The following is an 18,966-nucleotide window of genomic DNA, read 5'->3' as shown; positions in this document are numbered from 1 at the left end:
GGTGTCGCCTGAGACTTCTGCGCATTCGTACCGTCGCTTACGTCGAGTCTCCGCCGTGAATCGCGATGGGCTGGGTTGATGGACACCGAAGAGAAGCTCCGGGAGTACCTGAAGAGAGTCACCGCCGACCTGCGGCGGACCCGGCAACGGCTCCGGGACGTCGAGGCCGACGCGCAGCAGCCCATCGCGATCGTCGGCATCGGCTGCCGGTTCCCCGGCGGGGTGCGCACCGCCGAGGAACTGTGGGATCTCGTCGCGTCCGGCGGTGACGCGATCGCCTCCTTCCCCACCGACCGCGGCTGGGATCTCGACGCGCTCTACGACCCGGAGCGGTCCCGGCCGGGCACCTCCTCGGTCCGGGAGGGCGGATTCGTGGCCGACGCCGCCGAGTTCGACCCTCGGCTGTTCGGGGTCTCGCCGCGCGAGGCCCTCGCCATGGACCCGCAGCAGCGGCTGCTGCTGCAGACCTCGTGGGAGGCCGTCGAGACGGCGGGGATCGACCCCACAAGCCTGAAGGGCGCCCGGGTCGGGGTCTTCGCCGGCATGACCCACAGCGGGTACGCCCACCCGCCGGAGACCCCGCCGGCGGGCGTGGAGGACTACCTCGGCCTCGGCAACGCGGGCAGCATCGCCTCGGGTCGGGTGGCGTACTCGTTCGGGTTCGAGGGGCCGGCGGTGACTGTGGACACGGCGTGTTCGTCGTCGCTTGTGGCGTTGCACCTGGCGGTGCAGGCCCTGCGGTCGGGGGAGTGCGATCTCGCGCTGGCCGGCGGCGTGACGGTGATGCCCACTCCCGCGGTGTTCGTCGACTTCACCCGGCAGGGCAACCTGTCCCCGGTGGCCCGGTGCCGGGCGTTCGCCGACGCGGCGGACGGCACGGCGCTCGCCGAGGGGGTCGGTGTGCTGCTGGTGCAGCGCTTGTCGGATGCGCGGCGCGACGGGCGTCGGGTCTTGGCCGTGGTGCGGGGTTCGGCGGTGAACCAGGACGGTGCGTCGAATGGTTTGACGGCGCCGAACGGCCCCTCCCAGCAGCGGGTGATTCGGCAGGCGCTCGCCAGCGCCCGGCTGGGCGTCGCCGACGTGGATGTGGTGGAGGCGCACGGTACGGGCACGACGTTGGGTGATCCGATCGAGGCGCAGGCTTTGCTGGCGACGTACGGGCAGGGCCGGGATGTGCCGCTGTTGTTGGGGTCGGTGAAGTCGAACATCGGTCATACGCAGGCGGCTGCGGGGGTGGCGGGGATCATCAAGATGGTCTTGGCGATGCGGTATGGGGTGGTGCCGGCGTCGTTGCATGTGGATGTGCCGTCGTCGCATGTGGACTGGTCGTCGGGTGCGGTGGAGTTGGTGACCGAGACCCGTGAGTGGCCGGCCGTGGAGCGCCCTCGGCGGGCGGGTGTGTCGTCGTTCGGCATCTCGGGGACCAATGCGCACGTGGTCCTGGAGCAGCCGGAGGCCGAAGCCGATCCCGAGCCCGTCGCGGTGCCGGTGGGTGTGCCGGTGCCGTGGGTGGTGTCGGGGCGTTCGGAGCGTGCTCTGGTGGGGCAGGCGTCGAGGTTGGCGTCGTTCGTGCCTGGGTCTGGCGTGTCGTCGTGGGATGTGTCGTGGTCGTTGGTGAGGTCGCGGGCGGCGTTGGAGTATCGGGCGGTGGTGTGGGGTTCGTCGGTGGACGAGCTGGTGGCCGGGCTGTCGGCTGTTGCCGAGGGCCGGTCGGTGGTGTCGGGTGTGGTGTCGGCGGGTCGTCGGGCGGTGTTGTTCACGGGTCAGGGCTCGCAGCGTGTGGGCATGGGCCGGGAGCTGTACGAGACGTTCCCGGTGTTCGCGCAGGCCTTCGACGGGGTGTGTGCGGGGTTTGAGGGTTTGTTGCCGCGGGCGTTGCGGGAGGTCGTGTTCGCCGAGCCGGGCACCGCCGATGGGGCTCTGGTGGATCAGACCGTGTTCGCGCAGGCGGGGTTGTTCGCGGTGGAGGTGGCGTTGTGGGAGTTGTTGTCGTCGTGGGGTGTGCGGGTTGATTTCCTGGCGGGTCATTCGATCGGTGAGGTGACGGCGGCGTACGTGTCGGGGATGTTGTCGCTGTCGGACGCCTGTTCCCTGGTGGCGGCGCGGGGTCGTCTGATGCAGGCGTTGCCGTCGGGTGGGGTGATGGCGGCGGTGGGTGCGTCTGAGGCTGATGTGCGGGAGGTCATCGACGCTGCGGGTGCCGGAGCGGACGTGGCGGCGGTGAATGGGCCGGCGTCGGTGGTGGTGTCGGGTGCCGTGGGTGAGGTTGCGGTGGTGGTGGGGGCCTGCCGTGAGCGGGGTTGGCGGGTCAAGGAACTGGCGGTCAGTCACGCGTTTCATTCGCGGTTGATGGATCCGATGCTGGACGAGTTCGCGTCGGTGGTGGCGGGGCTGTCGTGGCAGCCGCCGCGGGTGCCGGTGGTGTCGAATGTGACCGGTGCGGTCGCGGACGCGGCGGAGCTGACCGACCCGGGCTACTGGGTGCGGCACGTGCGCCAGCCGGTACGGTTCGCCGACGCGGTGCGCACCCTCCACCAACAGGACGTCACCCAGTTCCTGGAGGTCGGCCCCGACGCCGTACTCACCGCCATGGCGCAGGACTGCGTCGAGGCGGCCGGCGAAGTCCGGTTCACCGCCACGATGCGCGCCGGGCACTCCGAGGCCGACACGCTGCGCACCGCCCTCGCCGAGTGGTACGTCACCGGCGGCCACGTCGACTGGACCGGATACCTCGCCGCCCTCGACGGGTCCGGCCCCGAGCGGGCAGCCGAGGCACGCCCCCGCGCCATCGCCCTGCCCACGTACGCCTTCGACCAGCAGCGCTACTGGCTCAACGCCAGCGCGGGGGTCGAGACGGCGCCCGGGCTCGGTGTCCGCCCCGTCGACCACGCGCTGCTCGGCGCCGCCGTACACGTCGCCGACGACGACGTACGGGTCTTCGGCACCGAACTCTCCGTACTGACACACCCGTGGCTCGCCGAACACGTCGTCTGGGACTCGGTGGTGGTGCCCGGCGCCGCCCTGGTCGACATGGTCCTGCACGCGGGCGCGCAGGTCGGCTGCGACACCCTCGACGAGCTGACCCTCCAGGCCCCGCTGGCGCTCGCCGAGGACGGCACCCGGGCGGTGCAGGTGAAACTGGGCGCGGCGGACGAGGACGGTCGCCGGACGGTCACCATCCACTCCCGCGCCGCCGCCGACCCGGACGGCGAGTGGGACCGCCACGCGGCGGGCGTCCTCGCCCCCGCCGTACCGCAGCCCGACCGGTCCGATCCGGCGCCGTGGCCGCCCAGCGCCGCCACCGCCGTCGCGGTCGACGGGATCTACACCGAGCTGTCCCGTCTGGGCGTCGAATACGGCCCCCTCTTCCGTGGCCTGCGCGCCGTCTGGCGCACCGGCGACGAGGTGTGCGCCGAGGTGGCGGTGCCCGACGGCACCGAGGTCGCCGGCTTCGGCCTGCATCCCGCCCTGCTGGACGCTGCGCTGCACGTCGTCGGCCTGCTCGACTCCGACGCGGAGGATGCCTCCGGCGTACGCCTGCCCTTCGCCTGGACCGGCGTCACCCTCTCGGCGGTCGGCGCGACCGCGCTGCGGGTACGCGCCCGGCGCAGCGGCGGCGGCGTGGCCCTGACCCTGACCGACCCGGCCGGCGCCCCCGTCGCCCGGATCGACTCCCTGGTCTCCCGCCCCGTCACCGCCGACCAGGTGCGCGGCGGTGACTCCGCAGCCGACCCGCTGTACGCCGTCAACTGGCAGAGCGTGCGGCCGGGTACCCCGGCGACCGTCCGCGTGGTGCTCCTCGGCGACGCGCCGTCCGACCTGTCCGAGATCGCCAGGTACAGGCTCGCCGAGCTGGCGGAGGCGGTCGACTCCGGCCGGATCGACCCGGAACTGGTGCTGCTCGCCGCGTACACCGACGACGAGGACGCCCCGGTTCCCGCCGCGACGCGGAGCCGGCTCACGGCGGTCCTGGCCGCCGTCCAGGGCTGGCTCGCCGACGACCGGCTGGCGGAGCGGCGGCTGGTCGTGCTGACCCGCGGGGCCGTCGCCGCCGGCGACACCTGTCGTACGGGCGACCTGCCCGGCGCGGCGGTCTGGGGCCTGCTGCGCTCGGCCCAGGCGGAGCACCCCGACCGCTTCGTGCTCGTGGACCTCGACGAGGCGCGGCAGCCGGAGTCCTGCACTGTGGACCTGGTGGCCCGTGCGGTCGCCACCGGCGAACCCCAACTGGCGGTCCGGGACGAGCAGGTGCTGGCGCCCCGGCTCGCGCCAGCCGTCCTCGACCCGGCGCCGGCCGCCGCCCTCGACCCCGACGGGACGGTCCTGGTCACCGGGGCCACCGGCGCCCTCGGCGGTCTGCTGGCCCGGCACCTGGTCAGTACGCACAAGGTGCGCCACCTGCTGCTGGTCAGCCGCCGCGGAACCGACGCCCCCGGCGCGGCGGAGCTGCTCGCCGAGCTGACCGCGCTGGGTGCGCAGGCCCGCCTGGTCGCCGCCGACGTGGCGGACCGGGACCGCCTGGCCGCGGTGCTGGCCGACGTTCCCGCCGAGCACCCGCTCACCGGCGTGGTGCACGCCGCCGGCGTCCTCGACGACACGGTGATCTCGGCGCTGACCCCCGGCCGGCTGTCAGCCGTTCTCTCCGCCAAGGCCGACGCCGCCTGGCACCTGCACGAGCTGACCCGATCGCGGCCGCTGGCGATGTTCGTCCTCTTCTCGTCGGTCGCCGGTGTCCTCGGCGGCCCCGGGCAGGGCAACTACGCCGCCGCGAACGCGTTCCTCGACGGCCTCGCCGGGCACCGGCACGCCTGCGGCCTCGCAGCCACGTCCCTGTCCTGGGGCCTCTGGGCCGCGGACAGCGGGATGACGGGCGCACTCGACGCCGCCCAGCGGCAGCGGATGAGCCGCAACGGCCTCAGCCCGCTCGGCACCGGCCAGGCGTTGCGCCTCTTCGACGCCAGCCTGCACGGTGGACGCCCCCACCTGGTGCCGGCGCTGCTCGACCTCGCCGTGCTGCGCCGCCAGGCCGACGCCGGCCAGCTCCCGGCGCCGCTGCGCGGCCTGGTCCGGGCCCGGCGGCGCGTCGTCGAGGGCGGCGGCGACGGCGGCCCGTCCTTCGCGCAGCGCCTCGCCGGCACGCCCGAGGCCGAACGCGGCCGGCTGGTGGAGGACCTGGTCAAGGCGCAGGTCATCGAGGTGCTCGGCTACCCGCCGGCCACCGTCGTGCCGTCCGGGCAGACGTTCACCGGCCTCGGCTTCGACTCGCTGACAGCCGTGGAGCTGCGCAACCGGCTGACCGCCCTCACCGGCATCCGGCTGCCGGCGAGCCTCATCTTCGACTGCCCCACGCCCGCCGCCCTCGCCGACTTCCTGCTGGTCGACGCCGCCCCGCCGAAGCCCGAACCGGGCCTGCTCGCCGAGCTGGACCGGCTGGAGGCCGCGTTCGCCGCGACCGCGCCGGAGGAGCTGGAGCGGCTGGCCGCCGACGACGAGACGCGTACCGCCGTGGCGGTCCGCCTCCGGGCGCTGGTCACCCGGTGGAGCGACACCACCGACCGGCCCGACGACGTCGGCCAGGCCCTCGACGACGCCTCGGACGACGAGCTGTTCGACTTCATCGACCAGAAGTTCGGCCGATCCTGACCACGAGTCCGCCGCTTGCCCCTTAGCGACAGGTGATCAACCCGATGGCGAACGAAGCCAAGCTCCGCGAGTACCTCAAGCGCGTCACCGCTGACCTGCACGAGACCAGCGAGCGCCTGCGGGCCGTCGACGAGCAGAATCACGAGCCGATCGCGATCGTGGCGATGGGCTGCCGCTACCCGGGCGGGGTGCGGACTCCGGAGGCGCTGTGGCGGCTGGTCGAGTCCGGCGTCGACGCCGTCACACCCTTCCCGGCGGACCGGGGCTGGGACGTGGAGAGCCTCTACGACCCCGACCCGGACGCGCACGGCAAGTCGTACACCCGCGAGGGCGGCTTCCTGCACGACGCCGGCGAGTTCGACGGCGGCTTCTTCGGCATCTCGCCCCGCGAGGCGCTGGCCATGGACCCGCAGCAGCGCCTCCTGCTGGAGGTCGCCTGGGAGACGGTCGAGCGGGCCGGCATCGCCGCGGACTCGCTCAAGGGCAGCCGCACCGGCGTCTTCACCGGCGTCATGTACCACGACTACGTCTCCCGGCTCAACGGCGTGCCGCAGGAGGTCGAGGCGTTCGTCGGCACGGGCAACCACGGCAGCGTCGTCTCCGGCCGGATCGCGTACACGTTCGGCTTCGAGGGCCCGGCCGTCACCGTCGACACCGCCTGCTCGTCCTCACTGGTGGCGCTGCACCTCGCCGTCCAGGCCCTGCGTTCCGGCGAGTGCACCCTCGCGCTGGCCGGCGGCGTCACCGTCATGTCCAGCCCCGACACGTTCGTCGGCTTCAGCCGCCAGCGTGGCCTGTCCCCGGACGGGCGGTGCAAGTCCTTCGCGGCCACCGCCGACGGCACCGGCTGGAGCGAGGGCGCCGGGCTGCTGCTGCTGGAGCGGCTCTCCGACGCGCAACGCAACGGCCACCGGGTGCTCGCCGTGGTGCGCGGCAGCGCGGTCAACTCCGACGGCGCCTCCAACGGCCTCACCGCGCCGCACGGCCCGTCGCAGCAACGCGTGATCCGCCAGGCCCTCGCCAACGCCCGGCTCGCCCCGGCCGACGTGGACGCCGTCGAGGCCCACGGCACCGGCACCCGCCTCGGCGACCCCATCGAGGCGCAGGCCCTGCTCGCCACGTACGGCCGGGACCGGGCCGACGACCAGCCCCTGTGGCTCGGGTCGATCAAGTCGAACCTCGGGCACACCCAGGCCGCGGCCGGCGTCGCCGGCGTCATCAAGATGGTCATGGCGATGCGTCACGGCGTCCTGCCGCGCACGCTGCACGTCGACGAGCCGTCCCCGCACGTCGACTGGTCGGCCGGCGCGGTGAGCCTGCTCCGCGAGCCGCGCCCGTGGCCGCGCGCGACGAGGCCCATGCGCGCGGGCGTCTCCTCGTTCGGTGTCAGCGGCACCAACGCCCACGTCATCGTCGAGGCCGCCCCGCCCGCGCCGCAGCCGGCCACCGACGCCGTCACCGGCCCCGACTCGCTGCCGTGGGTCGTCTCCGCGCGCAGCGCCGCAGCGCTCGGCGCCCAGGCCGACCGGCTGCGCTCCTGGCTCGCCGAGCACCCCGACGCCGCGCCGGCCGCCGTGGGCCGGGCCCTGGCCACCGGCCGGTCCGTCCTGGAACACCGGGCGGTGCTGCTCGGCGCCGACCGGGACGAACTGCTCGCCGGGCTCGGCGCGCTGGCCGACGGGGTTCCGGCCGCGTCCGTGCGGCGCGGGGTCGCCAGTCCCACCCGCGTCGCCGTGCTCTGCACCGGCCAGGGCGCCCAGCGCGTCGGCATGGGCCAGCGGTTGTACGCCGCCTTCCCGGCCTTCGCCGACGCCTTCGACGCCGCCTGCGCGGAGCTGGACAGGCACCTCGACCGGCCGCTGCGCGGCGTGCTCGACGGCCCCGCCGACGTGCTCGACCGCACCGGGTACGCCCAGGCGGCGCTCTTCGCCGTCGAGGTCGCCGCCTACCGGCTCGTCGAGTCCTGGGGTGTCGTGCCGGACTTCGTGGCCGGACACTCGGTCGGCGAGGTGGCCGCCGCGCACATCGCCGGCGCGCTGTCGCTGCCCGACGCCGCCCGCCTGGTGGCCGCCCGGGGCACCCTGATGCAGGCGCTGCCCACCGGTGGCGCCATGGTGTCGATCCGCGCCACCGAGGCGGAGGTCCGCGCGCACCTGGCCACCGTCGGCGGGACGCCCGGCGCCGGGCTGGCCGCCGTCAACGGCCCGGAGTCCGTCGTCGTCTCCGGCGACGAGGACGCCGTGCTGGCGGTCGCCGCACACTTCGCAGCCCTCGGCCGCAGCACCAGGCGGCTGCGGGTCAGCCACGCGTTCCACTCCGCCCGCATGGACCCGATGCTCGACGCGTTCGGCGACGTGCTCGGGCAACTGACCTTCGCCGCGCCCCGCATCCCCGTGGTCTCCACCGTGACCGGAGCGGTGCTCGACCCCGACGAGGTCTGCTCCCCGGCGTACTGGCTGCGCAACGTCCGCGACACGGTCCGCTTCGACGCCGCCGTGACCACGCTGCGTGAGCTGGGTGTCGGCGCGTACGTCGAGGTGGGCCCGGGCGGAGTGCTCTGCGCGCTCACCCAGGAGATCGTCGGCGCGGACCAGGCGGTCTGCGCCCCCGTGCTGCGCGCCGAGCACGACGAGGCGACGACCGCCCTGGCCGCCGCGGCCACCGTGTGGGCCAGGGGCGTGCCGGTGAACTGGGCGGCCCTGTTCGCCGGCCCGCCCGTGCCGGTCGACCTGCCCACGTACGCGTTCCAGCGCGAACGCTACTGGTTGCTGCCCCTGCCGCAGCCCGCCGACGTGACCGCCGCCGGGCTGACCCCGACCGGCCACCCGCTGCTCGGCGCGGTGTTCCGCTCGGCCGACGGCGACGAGGTGACGCTCACCGGCAGGTTGTCCGTGGAGACCCAGCCCTGGCTGGCCGAGCACGCCCTGCGCGACGTCGTGCTCCTGCCCGGCACCGGGTTCGTGGAGCTGGCGATGCGGGCCGGCGCGGAGGTCGGCGCCGAACGGCTCGCCGAGCTGACCCTCCAGGCGCCGCTGGTGCTGCCCGAGACCGGCGGCGTCGACGTGCAGGTCGCCGCCGAACGCACCGGCGGCGGAGCGTGGCAGCTCACCGTCCACGCCCGCCGCGCCGGCACCGACGACATCTGGGTACGGCACGCCACCGGCCTGCTCACCCAGGAGCCGGATGAGGACACGGGCGCGCTGGCGCAGTGGCCGCCGAGCGACGCCACCTCCCTGGAGGTGTCGGAGCTGGCCGGGCGGGCGGCACGGGCCGGGTTCGCGTACGGCCCGGCCTTCTCCGGGCTGCGTGCCGCCTGGCGCGTCGGCGCGGACGTGTACGTCGAGGTGGCGCTGCCCGAGCCGGCGGCCGGCGACGCCGGTGGGTACGGGCTGCACCCGGCGTTGCTCGATGCCGCCGTGCAGGCGGTCGGGCTGGGCATCGTCGACCCCGGCGAGGCCCGGATGCCGTTCGCCTGGTCCGACGTGACGCTGTCCGCCCACGGCGCCGACACGCTGCGGGTGCGGCTGACCCCCACCGGTCCGGACACGGTGTCCATGCTGGTCGCCGACGCCACCGGGGCGCCGGTCGCCCGGGTCGGCTCCCTGGTGCTGCGGCCGCTGCCGGCGGGGGAGCTCACCGCCGGCGGGTCCGCGTGGCGGCGCTCGCTGTTCCGCCTCGACTGGCTCCGGCACCCCGTCGCCGGGGGCGCCGCCGACGGCACGACCTGGGCGGTGCTCGGCGAACGTCCCGCCCCGCTGCCGTCCGGCCCGCCCGCCGCCCGGTACGCCGACCTCGACGCGCTCCGCGACGCCGGGGTACCCGACGCCGTGCTGTACCCGGTGGCCGGCGCGACCGGCCCCGGCGCCGTCCACGACCTGCTCGCCGAGGTCCTCGCCGTGCTCCAGGGCTGGCTCGCCGCCGAGCCGCACACCGGCGACTCCCGGCTGGTGGTCCTCACCGGCGGCGCCGTCGCCGTGGACGACGACGCGGAGGTCACCGACCTGGCCGGCGCCGCCGTGTGGGGCCTGCTCCGCTCCGCCCAGGCCGAGCACCCCGGCCGCTTCCTCGTCGTCGACGTCGTCGACGAGGAGAACTGCGCGGCCGTCCTCGCCGGCCTGCTGTCGGCCGACGAGCCGCAGGCGGCGGTACGCGACGGCGCGCTCCGCGTGCCCCGGCTCGTCGCCGCCCCGGAACCCGACGCGCCGGCGCCGGCGCTGGACCCGGAGGGCACGGTGCTGGTCACCGGCGGCACCGGTGCCCTCGGCGCGCTGACCGCCCGCCACCTGGTCACCCGGTACGGGGCCCGGCACCTGCTGCTGACCAGCCGGCGCGGCGCCGACGCGGACGGCGCAGCCGACCTGGTCGCCGCCCTCGCCGACCTGGGGGCCACCGCGACGGTCGAGGCGTGCGACGCCGCCGACCGGGCCGCCCTCGCCGCGCTGCTGGACCGGATCGACCCGGCGCACCCGCTGACCGGCGTGGTGCACACCGCCGGCGTGCTGGCCGACCGCACCCTGACCTCGCTCACCCCCGAGACCCTCGGCGACGTGCTGCGGCCGAAGGTGGACGCCGCCGCGAACCTGCACGAGCTGACCGCCGCCGCCCGCCTCGCGCTCTTCGTCACGTACTCCTCGGCGGCGGGCGTGACGGGCAGCCCCGGCCAGGCCAACTACGCGGCGGCCAACGCCTTCCTGGACGCGCTCGCCCACCGGCGACGGGCCGCGGGCCTGCCGGCGCACTCGCTGGCCTGGGGCCCGTGGGCGGAGTCGGGCGGCGGCATGACCGCCGGCCTCGACCGCGCCGACACCGACCGGCTGGCCCGGGCCGGCGTACGGCCGCTTCCCGAGGCGGACGGCCTCGCGCTCCTCGACGCCGCCCTGCTCACCGGCCTGCCCGCGACGGTGCCGATGGCGCTGGACGGGCCGGCGCTGCGCGCCCAGGCCGAGGCGGGCACCCTGCCGTCGGTCCTGCGCGGCCTGGTTCGGGCGCCCCGGCGCCGCGCCGCGCGGTCCGGCCCGGCGGAGACCGCCGCGCTGACCGGGCGGCTCGCCGGCCTCGACCGCGAGGAGCGCGCCGCGGCCCTGCTGCGGCTCGTCCTCGACCAGGTCGCGACGGTCCTGGGGTACGCCGACGCCGCTGCCGTCGAGGCCGGGCGTCCGTTCACCGAGCTCGGTTTCGACTCGCTCACCGCCGTCGAACTGCGCAACCGGCTGGGCGCGGTCACCGGCCTGCGCCTGCCCGCGACGCTGGTCTTCGACCACCCGACCCCGCTCGCCCTCGCCGACCACCTGGACGCCGAGACCGGAACGGACGCCGGCACCCGGGCGGCTCCGGTCGCCGCCGTCGCGGCGCTCGACGAGCCGATCGCGATCGTCGGCATGAGCTGCCGCTACCCCGGCGGCGTACGCAGCCCCGAGCAACTGTGGGACCTCCTCGTCTCCGGTGGCGACGGCATCACCGGCTTCCCCGCCGACCGCGGCTGGGACGTCGCCGACCTGTACGACCCGTCCGGCGCGCGCCGGGGCAGCAGCTACGCCCGCGAGGGCGGCTTCCTGGCCGACGCCGCCGACTTCGACGCCGACCTGTTCAAGATCTCGCCGCACGAGGCCCTCGCCATGGACCCGCAGCAGCGGCTGCTGCTGGAGACCTCGTGGGAGGCCATCGAGGACGCCCGGATCGACCCGCTTGCGCTGCGTGGCCGCCCCGTCGGCGTGTTCGCCGGCATGATGTACCACAACCATGCCGCAGGGCTGGCCGACGTCCCCGAGACCCTCGACGGCTACCTCGGCGTCGGCACGGCCAGCAGCGTGTTGTCGGGTCGGGTGGCGTACTCGTTCGGGTTCGAGGGCCCGGCGGTGACTGTGGACACGGCGTGTTCGTCGTCGCTTGTGGCGTTGCACCTGGCGGTGCAGGCGCTGCGGTCGGGGGAATGCGACCTGGCGCTGGCCGGCGGCGTCACGGTGATGGCGACGCCCGAGACGTTCATCGACTTCTCCCGCCAGCGGGGCATGGCCCCCGACGGCCGCTGCAAGTCGTTCTCCGACGCGGCGGACGGCACGGGCTGGTCCGAGGGCGTCGGGGTGCTGCTGGTGCAGCGGCTGTCGGACGCGCGGCGTGACGGGCGCCGGGTCCTCGCGGTCGTGCGGGGCACGGCCGTCAACCAGGACGGCGCGTCGAACGGGTTGACGGCGCCGAACGGCCCCTCGCAGCAGCGGGTGATCCGCCAGGCCCTCGCGAACGCCCGGCTGGGCGTCGCCGACGTCGACGTCGTGGAGGCGCACGGCACAGGCACGACGCTGGGCGACCCCATCGAGGCCCAGGCGCTGCTCGCCACGTACGGGCAGGACCGCGACGACCGGGACGCGCTGCTGCTGGGGTCGGTGAAGTCGAACATCGGTCACACGCAGGCTGCTGCCGGGGTGGCGGGCGTCATCAAGATGGTCTTGGCGATGCGGTATGGGGTGGTGCCGGCGACGCTGCACGTGGACGAGCCCTCGTCACATGTGGACTGGTCGTCGGGTGCGGTGGAGCTGGTGACCCAGGCGCGCGAGTGGCCGGGTGCGGGCCGCGGACGCAGGGCTGCCGTGTCGTCGTTCGGGATCTCCGGCACGAACGCGCACGTGATCATCGAACAGGTAGAGCCGGAGCACGCCGCGGGGTCTGCCGCGCCGGTCGGGTTGCCGGTGCCGTGGGTGGTGTCGGGTCGTTCGGAGCGGGGTCTGGTGGGTCAGGCGGCGCGGTTGGCGTCGTTTGTGCGGGAACGGTCCGGCCTTGCGCCGGTAGACGTGTCGTGGTCGTTGGCGACGACCCGGGCTGCGTTGGAGCATCGGGCGGTGGTGTGGGGCTCGGACGTGGACGAGCTGGTGGTGGGTCTGTCGGCGGTGGCTGAGGGTCGGTCTGCGGGTGTGGTGTCGGCGGGTCGTCGGGCGGTGTTGTTCACGGGTCAGGGTTCGCAGCGTGTGGGTATGGGCCGGGAGCTGTATGAGACGTTTCCGGTGTTCGCGGCGTCGTTCGACGGGGTGTGCGCCCGTTTCGATGGTTTGTTGCCGCGTGCGTTGCGCGAGGTGGTGTTCGCGCAGGCGGGGTCGGATGAGGCTGCCCTGGTGGATCAGACCGTCTTTGCCCAGGCTGGTCTGTTCGCGGTGGAGGTGGCGTTGTGGGAGTTGTTGTCGTCGTGGGGTGTGCGGGTTGATTTCCTGGCGGGTCATTCGATCGGTGAGGTGACGGCGGCGTACGTGTCGGGGATGTTGTCGCTGTCGGACGCCTGTTCCCTGGTGGCGGCGCGGGGTCGTCTGATGCAGGCGTTGCCCTCGGGTGGGGTGATGGCGGCGGTGGGTGCGTCGGAGGAGGCTGTCGCCGAGCTGATCGGCGTGACCGGTGCGGCGGTGGACGTGGCGGCGGTGAACGGTCCGGCGTCGGTGGTGGTGTCGGGTGCCGCCGATGAGGTTGCTTCGGTGGTGGCGGCCTGCCGTGAGCGGGGTTGGCGGGTCAAGGAACTGGCGGTCAGTCACGCGTTCCACTCGCGGTTGATGGATCCGATGCTGGAGGAGTTCGCGTCGGTGGTGGCGGGGCTCGACTGGCGGGTGCCGAGGATCCCGATCGTGTCGAACGTGACCGGCGCGGTCGCGGAGCCGCTGGAGTTGGTCGACCCGGAGTACTGGGTGCGGCACGTGCGGCAGCCGGTGCGCTTCGCCGACGGTGTGGTGGCGTTGCGGGCGCTGGGGGTGGACACGTTCCTGGAGGTGGGGCCGGATGCGACGTTGACGGCGATGGTGGCGGAGATCGTCGCTGATGCCGGGGTGCGGTGTGTCGCGGGGTCGCGGCGGGACCAGTCGGAGCTCGCTGCGGTGACGGCGGCGTTGGGACGGTTGTGGGTGGCGGGTGTGCCGGTCGACTGGGCGGCGTACCACGGCCAGGCCGGCACCCGGCCGGGCGTGGTCGACCTGCCCACGTACGCCTTCGACCATCGACGTTACTGGATCAATGCCGCGACGCGGTCCTACCGTCCCCCCGCAGCCCGGCGTACCACCGCCGACGAGGACTTCTGGCGGGCGATCGAGGCGGAGGACCTGACGACCCTCGCCGAGAGCCTGGCTGTCGACGCCGACGCCCCCCTCGCGGACGTGCTGCCGGCGCTGTCCACCTGGCGACGCCGCCGGGACGCCGAGGCGGCCCTCGACTCCTGGCGCTACCGGGTGGCCTGGCAGCCGCTCACGGACGACGCCGCCCGCGCCGAGGCGACCGACTTCCTGCTCGTCGTACCGGCCGACGCCGACGCGGCCGTGACGGACTGGGCCGCCGCCCTCGGCGCCGCCGGCGGGCGGATCGTCGAGGTCGACGCCACGTGCGACCGCAAGCGCCTCGCCCACGACCTCGCCGAGGCGTCGACCGGCCGCGACGGGGACGTGCTGCCCGTACTCTCCCTGCTGGCCCTCGACACCCGGCCATACGCCGGGGCCGCCTCCGTGCCGACGGGCCTCGCCGCCACGGTCGCGCTCGCGCAGGCCCTCGGCGACGCCGGGATCACCGCCCGGCTCTGGATCGCCACCCGCGGCGCGGTCTCCGTCGGATCCCGCGACCGGCACGTCGACCCCGTGCAGGCCATGGCGTGGGGGTTCGGCAGCGTGCTGCGCGCCGAGCACCCGCACCGGTGGGGCGGGCTCGTCGACCTCCCCGAGCAGCCCGACCAGAGCGTCGTGCGGATGCTCCGGACGCTGATCGCCGGCACCGGCCGGGAGGACGAGATCGCCCTGCGCGGCACCGGCGGCCACGCCCGCCGGCTCGTTCGTGCGACGTACGGCGACACCGGTGCGCGCGGTTCCTGGACGCCGCGCGGCACGGTGCTGATCACCGGCGGCACCGGGGCACTCGGGGGACACGTCGCCCGCGCGCTGGCCGCCGAAGGAGCCGAACACCTCCTCCTGGTCAGCCGGCGGGGTGGCGAGGCGCCCGGCGCGACCGCCCTCGCCGAGGAACTCGCCGGGCTCGGCACCCGGGTCACCCTCGCGTCCTGCGACGTGGCCGACCGGGCCGCGCTCGCGACGCTGCTCGACTCGGTCCCCGCCGAGCTTCCGCTGAGCGCGGTCGTGCACACCGCCGCCGCCCTCGACGACAACGTCGTCGACTCCGTGAGTGTCGACCAGCTGGCCACCGCCCTGCGGGCGAAGGTCGACGCCGCGCGCAACCTGGACGAGCTGACCCGGGGCAGCGACCTCTCCGCCTTCGTCCTCTTCTCCTCCCTCGCCGGCCTCATGGGCGCCGCCGGCCAGGCCACGTACGCGCCCGGCAACGCGTTCCTCGACGCCCTGGCGCAGCGCCGCCGCGCCGAGGGGCTGCCGGGCACCTCGCTCGCCTGGGGCCTGTGGGCCGACGGCGGGGTGAGCGCGGGCGACTTCGAACAGCGGCTCAGCCGTACCGGTTTCGGCGCGATGGCGCCGGAGACAGCCGTGCGCGCCTTCAGCCGGGCGCTGGACCGCGACGAGACGTACCTCGTCGTGGCCGACATCGACTGGGCCCGGGTGGCCGCCACCGGTCCGCGGCGCGCCCACCCGCTGGTCCGCGACCTGCTGGCCGAGGCCGGCGCGGCGGTGCCCGCCGACGCCCCAGTGCCGGCGGCCGACCTGCGCCTGCGCCTGTCGGGACTGCCCGGCACGGAGCAGTTGCGCGTCCTCGGTGAGCTGGTACGCGCCGAGGTCGCCGCCGTGCTCGGCCACGAGTCCGTCGAGCGGGTGGCGCCGGACCGGGCGTTCCAGGATCTCGGCTTCACCTCGCTGGCAGCTGTCGAGCTGCGCAACCGGCTCGACGCGGCGACCGGCCTCGCGCTGCCGACCACGCTCGCCTTCGACTACCCGAACTCGGCGGCTCTGGCCGGCCACATCCACGCCGAGCTGCTCGGCGGGCAGGCGCTGCCCGTCCCCGCCGCCACCGGCCCCGTCGTGGGCGACGACCCGATCGTCATCGTCGGCATGGGCTGCCGTTTCCCGGCCGGAGCCGAGTCCCCGGAGGGGCTCTGGGACCTGCTGACGGCCGGTGCCGACGCGATGTCGGACTTCCCGGCCAACCGGCACTGGGACCTGGAATCGCTGACCGGCACCGACTCCTACGTCTCGCGCGGGGCCTTCCTGGCCGACGCGGGCGGCTTCGACGCGGAGTTCTTCGGCATCTCGCCGCGGGAGGCGCTCGCCATGGACCCGCAGCAGCGGCTGCTGCTGGAGGTCTCCTGGGAGGCGTTCGAAGACGCCCGGATCGAACCCCTCGCGCTGCGCGGCAGCCGCGTCGGGGTGTTCGCCGGCACCAACGGCCAGGACTACGAGACCGTCGTACGCGAGGCCGGTGAGTCGCTCGCCGGGTACGGCGCGACGGGTGCCTCCGCGAGCGTGTTGTCGGGTCGGGTGGCGTACTCGTTCGGTTTCGAGGGCCCGGCGGTGACTGTGGACACGGCGTGTTCGTCGTCGCTGGTGGCGTTGCATCTGGCGGCGCAGGCGCTGCGGTCCGGCGAGTGCGACCTCGCGCTGGCCGGCGGCGTCACGGTGATGTCCACCCCGGGCGCCTTCATCGAGTTCTCCCGCCAGGGTGGGCTGTCGGCGGACGGCCGCTGCAAGGCCTTCGCCGAGTCTGCGGACGGCACCGCGTGGGGCGAGGGTGTCGGGGTGCTGGTGGTGCAGCGGTTGTCGGATGCGCAACGTGACGGTCGTCGGGTTCTGGCGGTGGTGCGGGGTTCGGCGGTGAATCAGGACGGTGCGTCGAACGGTTTGACGGCGCCGAATGGTCCGTCGCAGCAGCGGGTGATTCGGCAGGCCCTCGCGAGTGCGGGGCTGGGCGTGGGTGATGTGGATGTGGTGGAGGCGCACGGTACGGGTACGTCGTTGGGTGATCCGATCGAGGCGCAGGCTTTGCTGGCGACGTACGGGCAGGGCCGGGATGTGCCGCTGTTGCTCGGCTCGGTGAAGTCGAACATCGGTCACACGCAGGCCGCCGCGGGGGTGGCGGGCGTCATCAAGATGGTCTTGGCGATGCGGTACGGGACCGTGCCGGCGTCGTTGCATGTGGATGTGCCGTCGTCGCATGTGGATTGGACGTCGGGTGCGGTGGAGTTGGTGACGGCCTCGCGTGAGTGGCCGGGCGTGGAGCGTCCCCGGCGTGCGGGTGTGTCGTCGTTCGGCATCTCGGGCACGAACGCGCACGTGATTTTGGAGCAGCCGGAGCCCGAGGCCGTCCCCGAGGTCGCGGCGGAGCCGGAGTCTGCCCCGGCGTCTGCCGGGGGTGCTTCGGTGGCTTTGCCGGTGCCGTGGGTGGTGTCGGGGCGTTCGGAGCGGGGTCTGGCGGGTCAGGCGGCGCGGTTGGCGTCGTTCGTGCGTGGTCGTGGTCTGTCGCCGGTGGATGTGTCGTGGTCGTTGGTGACGTCGCGGGCTGCGTTGGAGCATCGGGCGGTGGTGTGGGGTTCGTCGGTGGACGAGTTGGTTGCTGGTCTGTCGGCGGTGGCCGAGGGTCGGTTGTCGGGTGTGGTGTCGGCGGGTCGTCGGGCGGTGTTGTTCACGGGTCAGGGTTCGCAGCGTGCGGGTATGGGCCGGGAGCTGTACGAGGCGTTTCCGGTGTTCGCGGCGTCGTTGGACGAGGTGTGCGTCCGGTTCGATGGTTTGTTGCCGCGTGAGTTGCGGGGTGTGGTGTTCGCGCGGGCGGGGTCGGATGAGGCTGCCCTGGTGGATCAGACGGTCTTTGCCCAGGCTGGTCTGTTCGCGGTGGAGGTGGCGTTGTGGGAGTTGCTCGCGTCGTGGGGGGTGCGGGCGGATTTCCTGGCGGGTCATTCGATCGGTGAGGTGACGGCGGCGTACGTGGCGGGGATGTTGTCGTTGGCGGACGCCTGTTCCCTGGTGGCGGCGCGGGGTCGGTTGATGCAGGCGTTGCCGTCGGGTGGGGTGATGGCGGCGGTGGGTGCGTCTGAGGCTGATGTGCGGGAGGTCATCGACGCTGCGGGTGCCGGAGCGGACGTGGCGGCGGTGAATGGGCCGGCGTCGGTGGTGGTGTCGGGTGCCGTGGGTGAGGTTGCGGTGGTGGTGGGGGCCTGCCGTGAGCGGGGTTGGCGGGTCAAGGAACTGGCGGTCAGTCACGCGTTCCATTCGCGGTTGATGGATCCGATGTTGGAGGAGTTCGCGTCGGTGGTGGCGGGGCTCGACTGGCGGGTGCCGAGGATCCCGATCGTGTCGAACGTGACCGGCGCGGTCGCGGAGCTGCTGGAGTTGGTTGACCCGGAGTACTGGGTGCGGCATGTGCGGCAGCCCGTGCGGTTCGCCGACGGGGTGGCTGCTCTGCGGGGGCAGGGGGTGGACACGTTCCTGGAGATCGGCCCGGACGCGACGTTGACGGCGATGGTGGCGGAGATCGTCGCGGATGCCGGGGTGCGGTGTGTCGCGGTGTCGCGGCGGGATCAGCCGGAGGTCGGCGTGTTGACGGCGGCGTTGGGGCAGTTGTGGGTGGCGGGTGTGCCGGTGGACTGGGCTGCCTACCACGGTCAGACCGGTGCCCGGCCGGGCGTGGTCGGCCTGCCCACGTACGCCTTCGACCACACCTGGTACTGGCCCGAGGCGGCGCCCGCGGCCCGCCGGGACGTGCACGGCGAAGCTCTCGACGGGCGGTTCTGGGCGGCCGTGGAGTCCGGCGACCCCGACCTGGTCGGCGGCGAGCTGGGTGTCGGCGCGGACGAACCGTTCAGCGCGGTCCTGCCGAAGCTCGCGCAGTGGCGGCGGGCCGCACAGCAGCGGTCGACGGTGGACTCCTGGCGCTACCGCGTGGTGTGGCGGCGCCAGGACGTGACCGGGAACGAGAACCTGACCGGCTCCTGGCTGGTGCTGATGGTCCCCGGCCAGGAGGACCACCCGTTGCTGGCCGGGCTGGCGGAGCGGGGCGCCGAGGTGGTGCCGGTAGTGCTGGGCGCGCTGGACCGGGACGAGATCGCGCGCCGGCTGTCCGCCGCCTCGGCGGCCGCAGGACGGGTCGCCGGGATGATCTCGCTGATGTCGCTGGCCGGCGCCGGTGTCGTCGAGGCACTGGCGGTCGCGCAGGCGCTTGCAGTCACTGAGGTCGAGGGTCGGCTGTGGTGGTTGACCAGCGGTGCCGTCTCCGTGGACGACTCCGAGCCTCTGACCGACCTGGACGGTGGTGCGGTGTGGGGTTTGGGCCATCCCGCAGATGTGGAGCGGGGTGCTGCTGATCGGCCTGCTCGGGTTCGGGCTCGCCAAACTCTTCGAGCTCGTCGAGCGACGCGCGTTGCGCTGGCATCGCGGCCACACCGGACAACTCACGGAGCGACCATGACCTCCCTGCTCG

Annotated in this window: 2 protein-coding genes; both read left to right on the top strand. The window is 74.3% G+C overall.

From position 1 onward, the window contains the following. The first annotated feature begins 75 nt into the window (after nt 1-75). A complete protein-coding gene (locus AMK25_RS29595; RefSeq protein ID WP_073831660.1) occupies nt 76-5,643 on the top strand; it encodes a type I polyketide synthase in 5,568 nt (1,855 codons plus the stop codon). A 44-nt stretch (nt 5,644-5,687) separates the two neighbouring features. Then, the coding region (locus AMK25_RS29590) for a type I polyketide synthase (RefSeq protein WP_241826551.1) at nt 5,688-18,966 on the top strand (13,279 nt) is incomplete at its 3' end.

The sequence above is a fragment of the Micromonospora sp. TSRI0369 genome (genome assembly GCF_001905625.1).
In the GTDB taxonomy this organism is placed as follows: domain Bacteria; phylum Actinomycetota; class Actinomycetes; order Mycobacteriales; family Micromonosporaceae; genus Micromonospora; species Micromonospora echinospora_A.
This window is presented reverse-complemented; position numbering and strand designations above follow the sequence as displayed.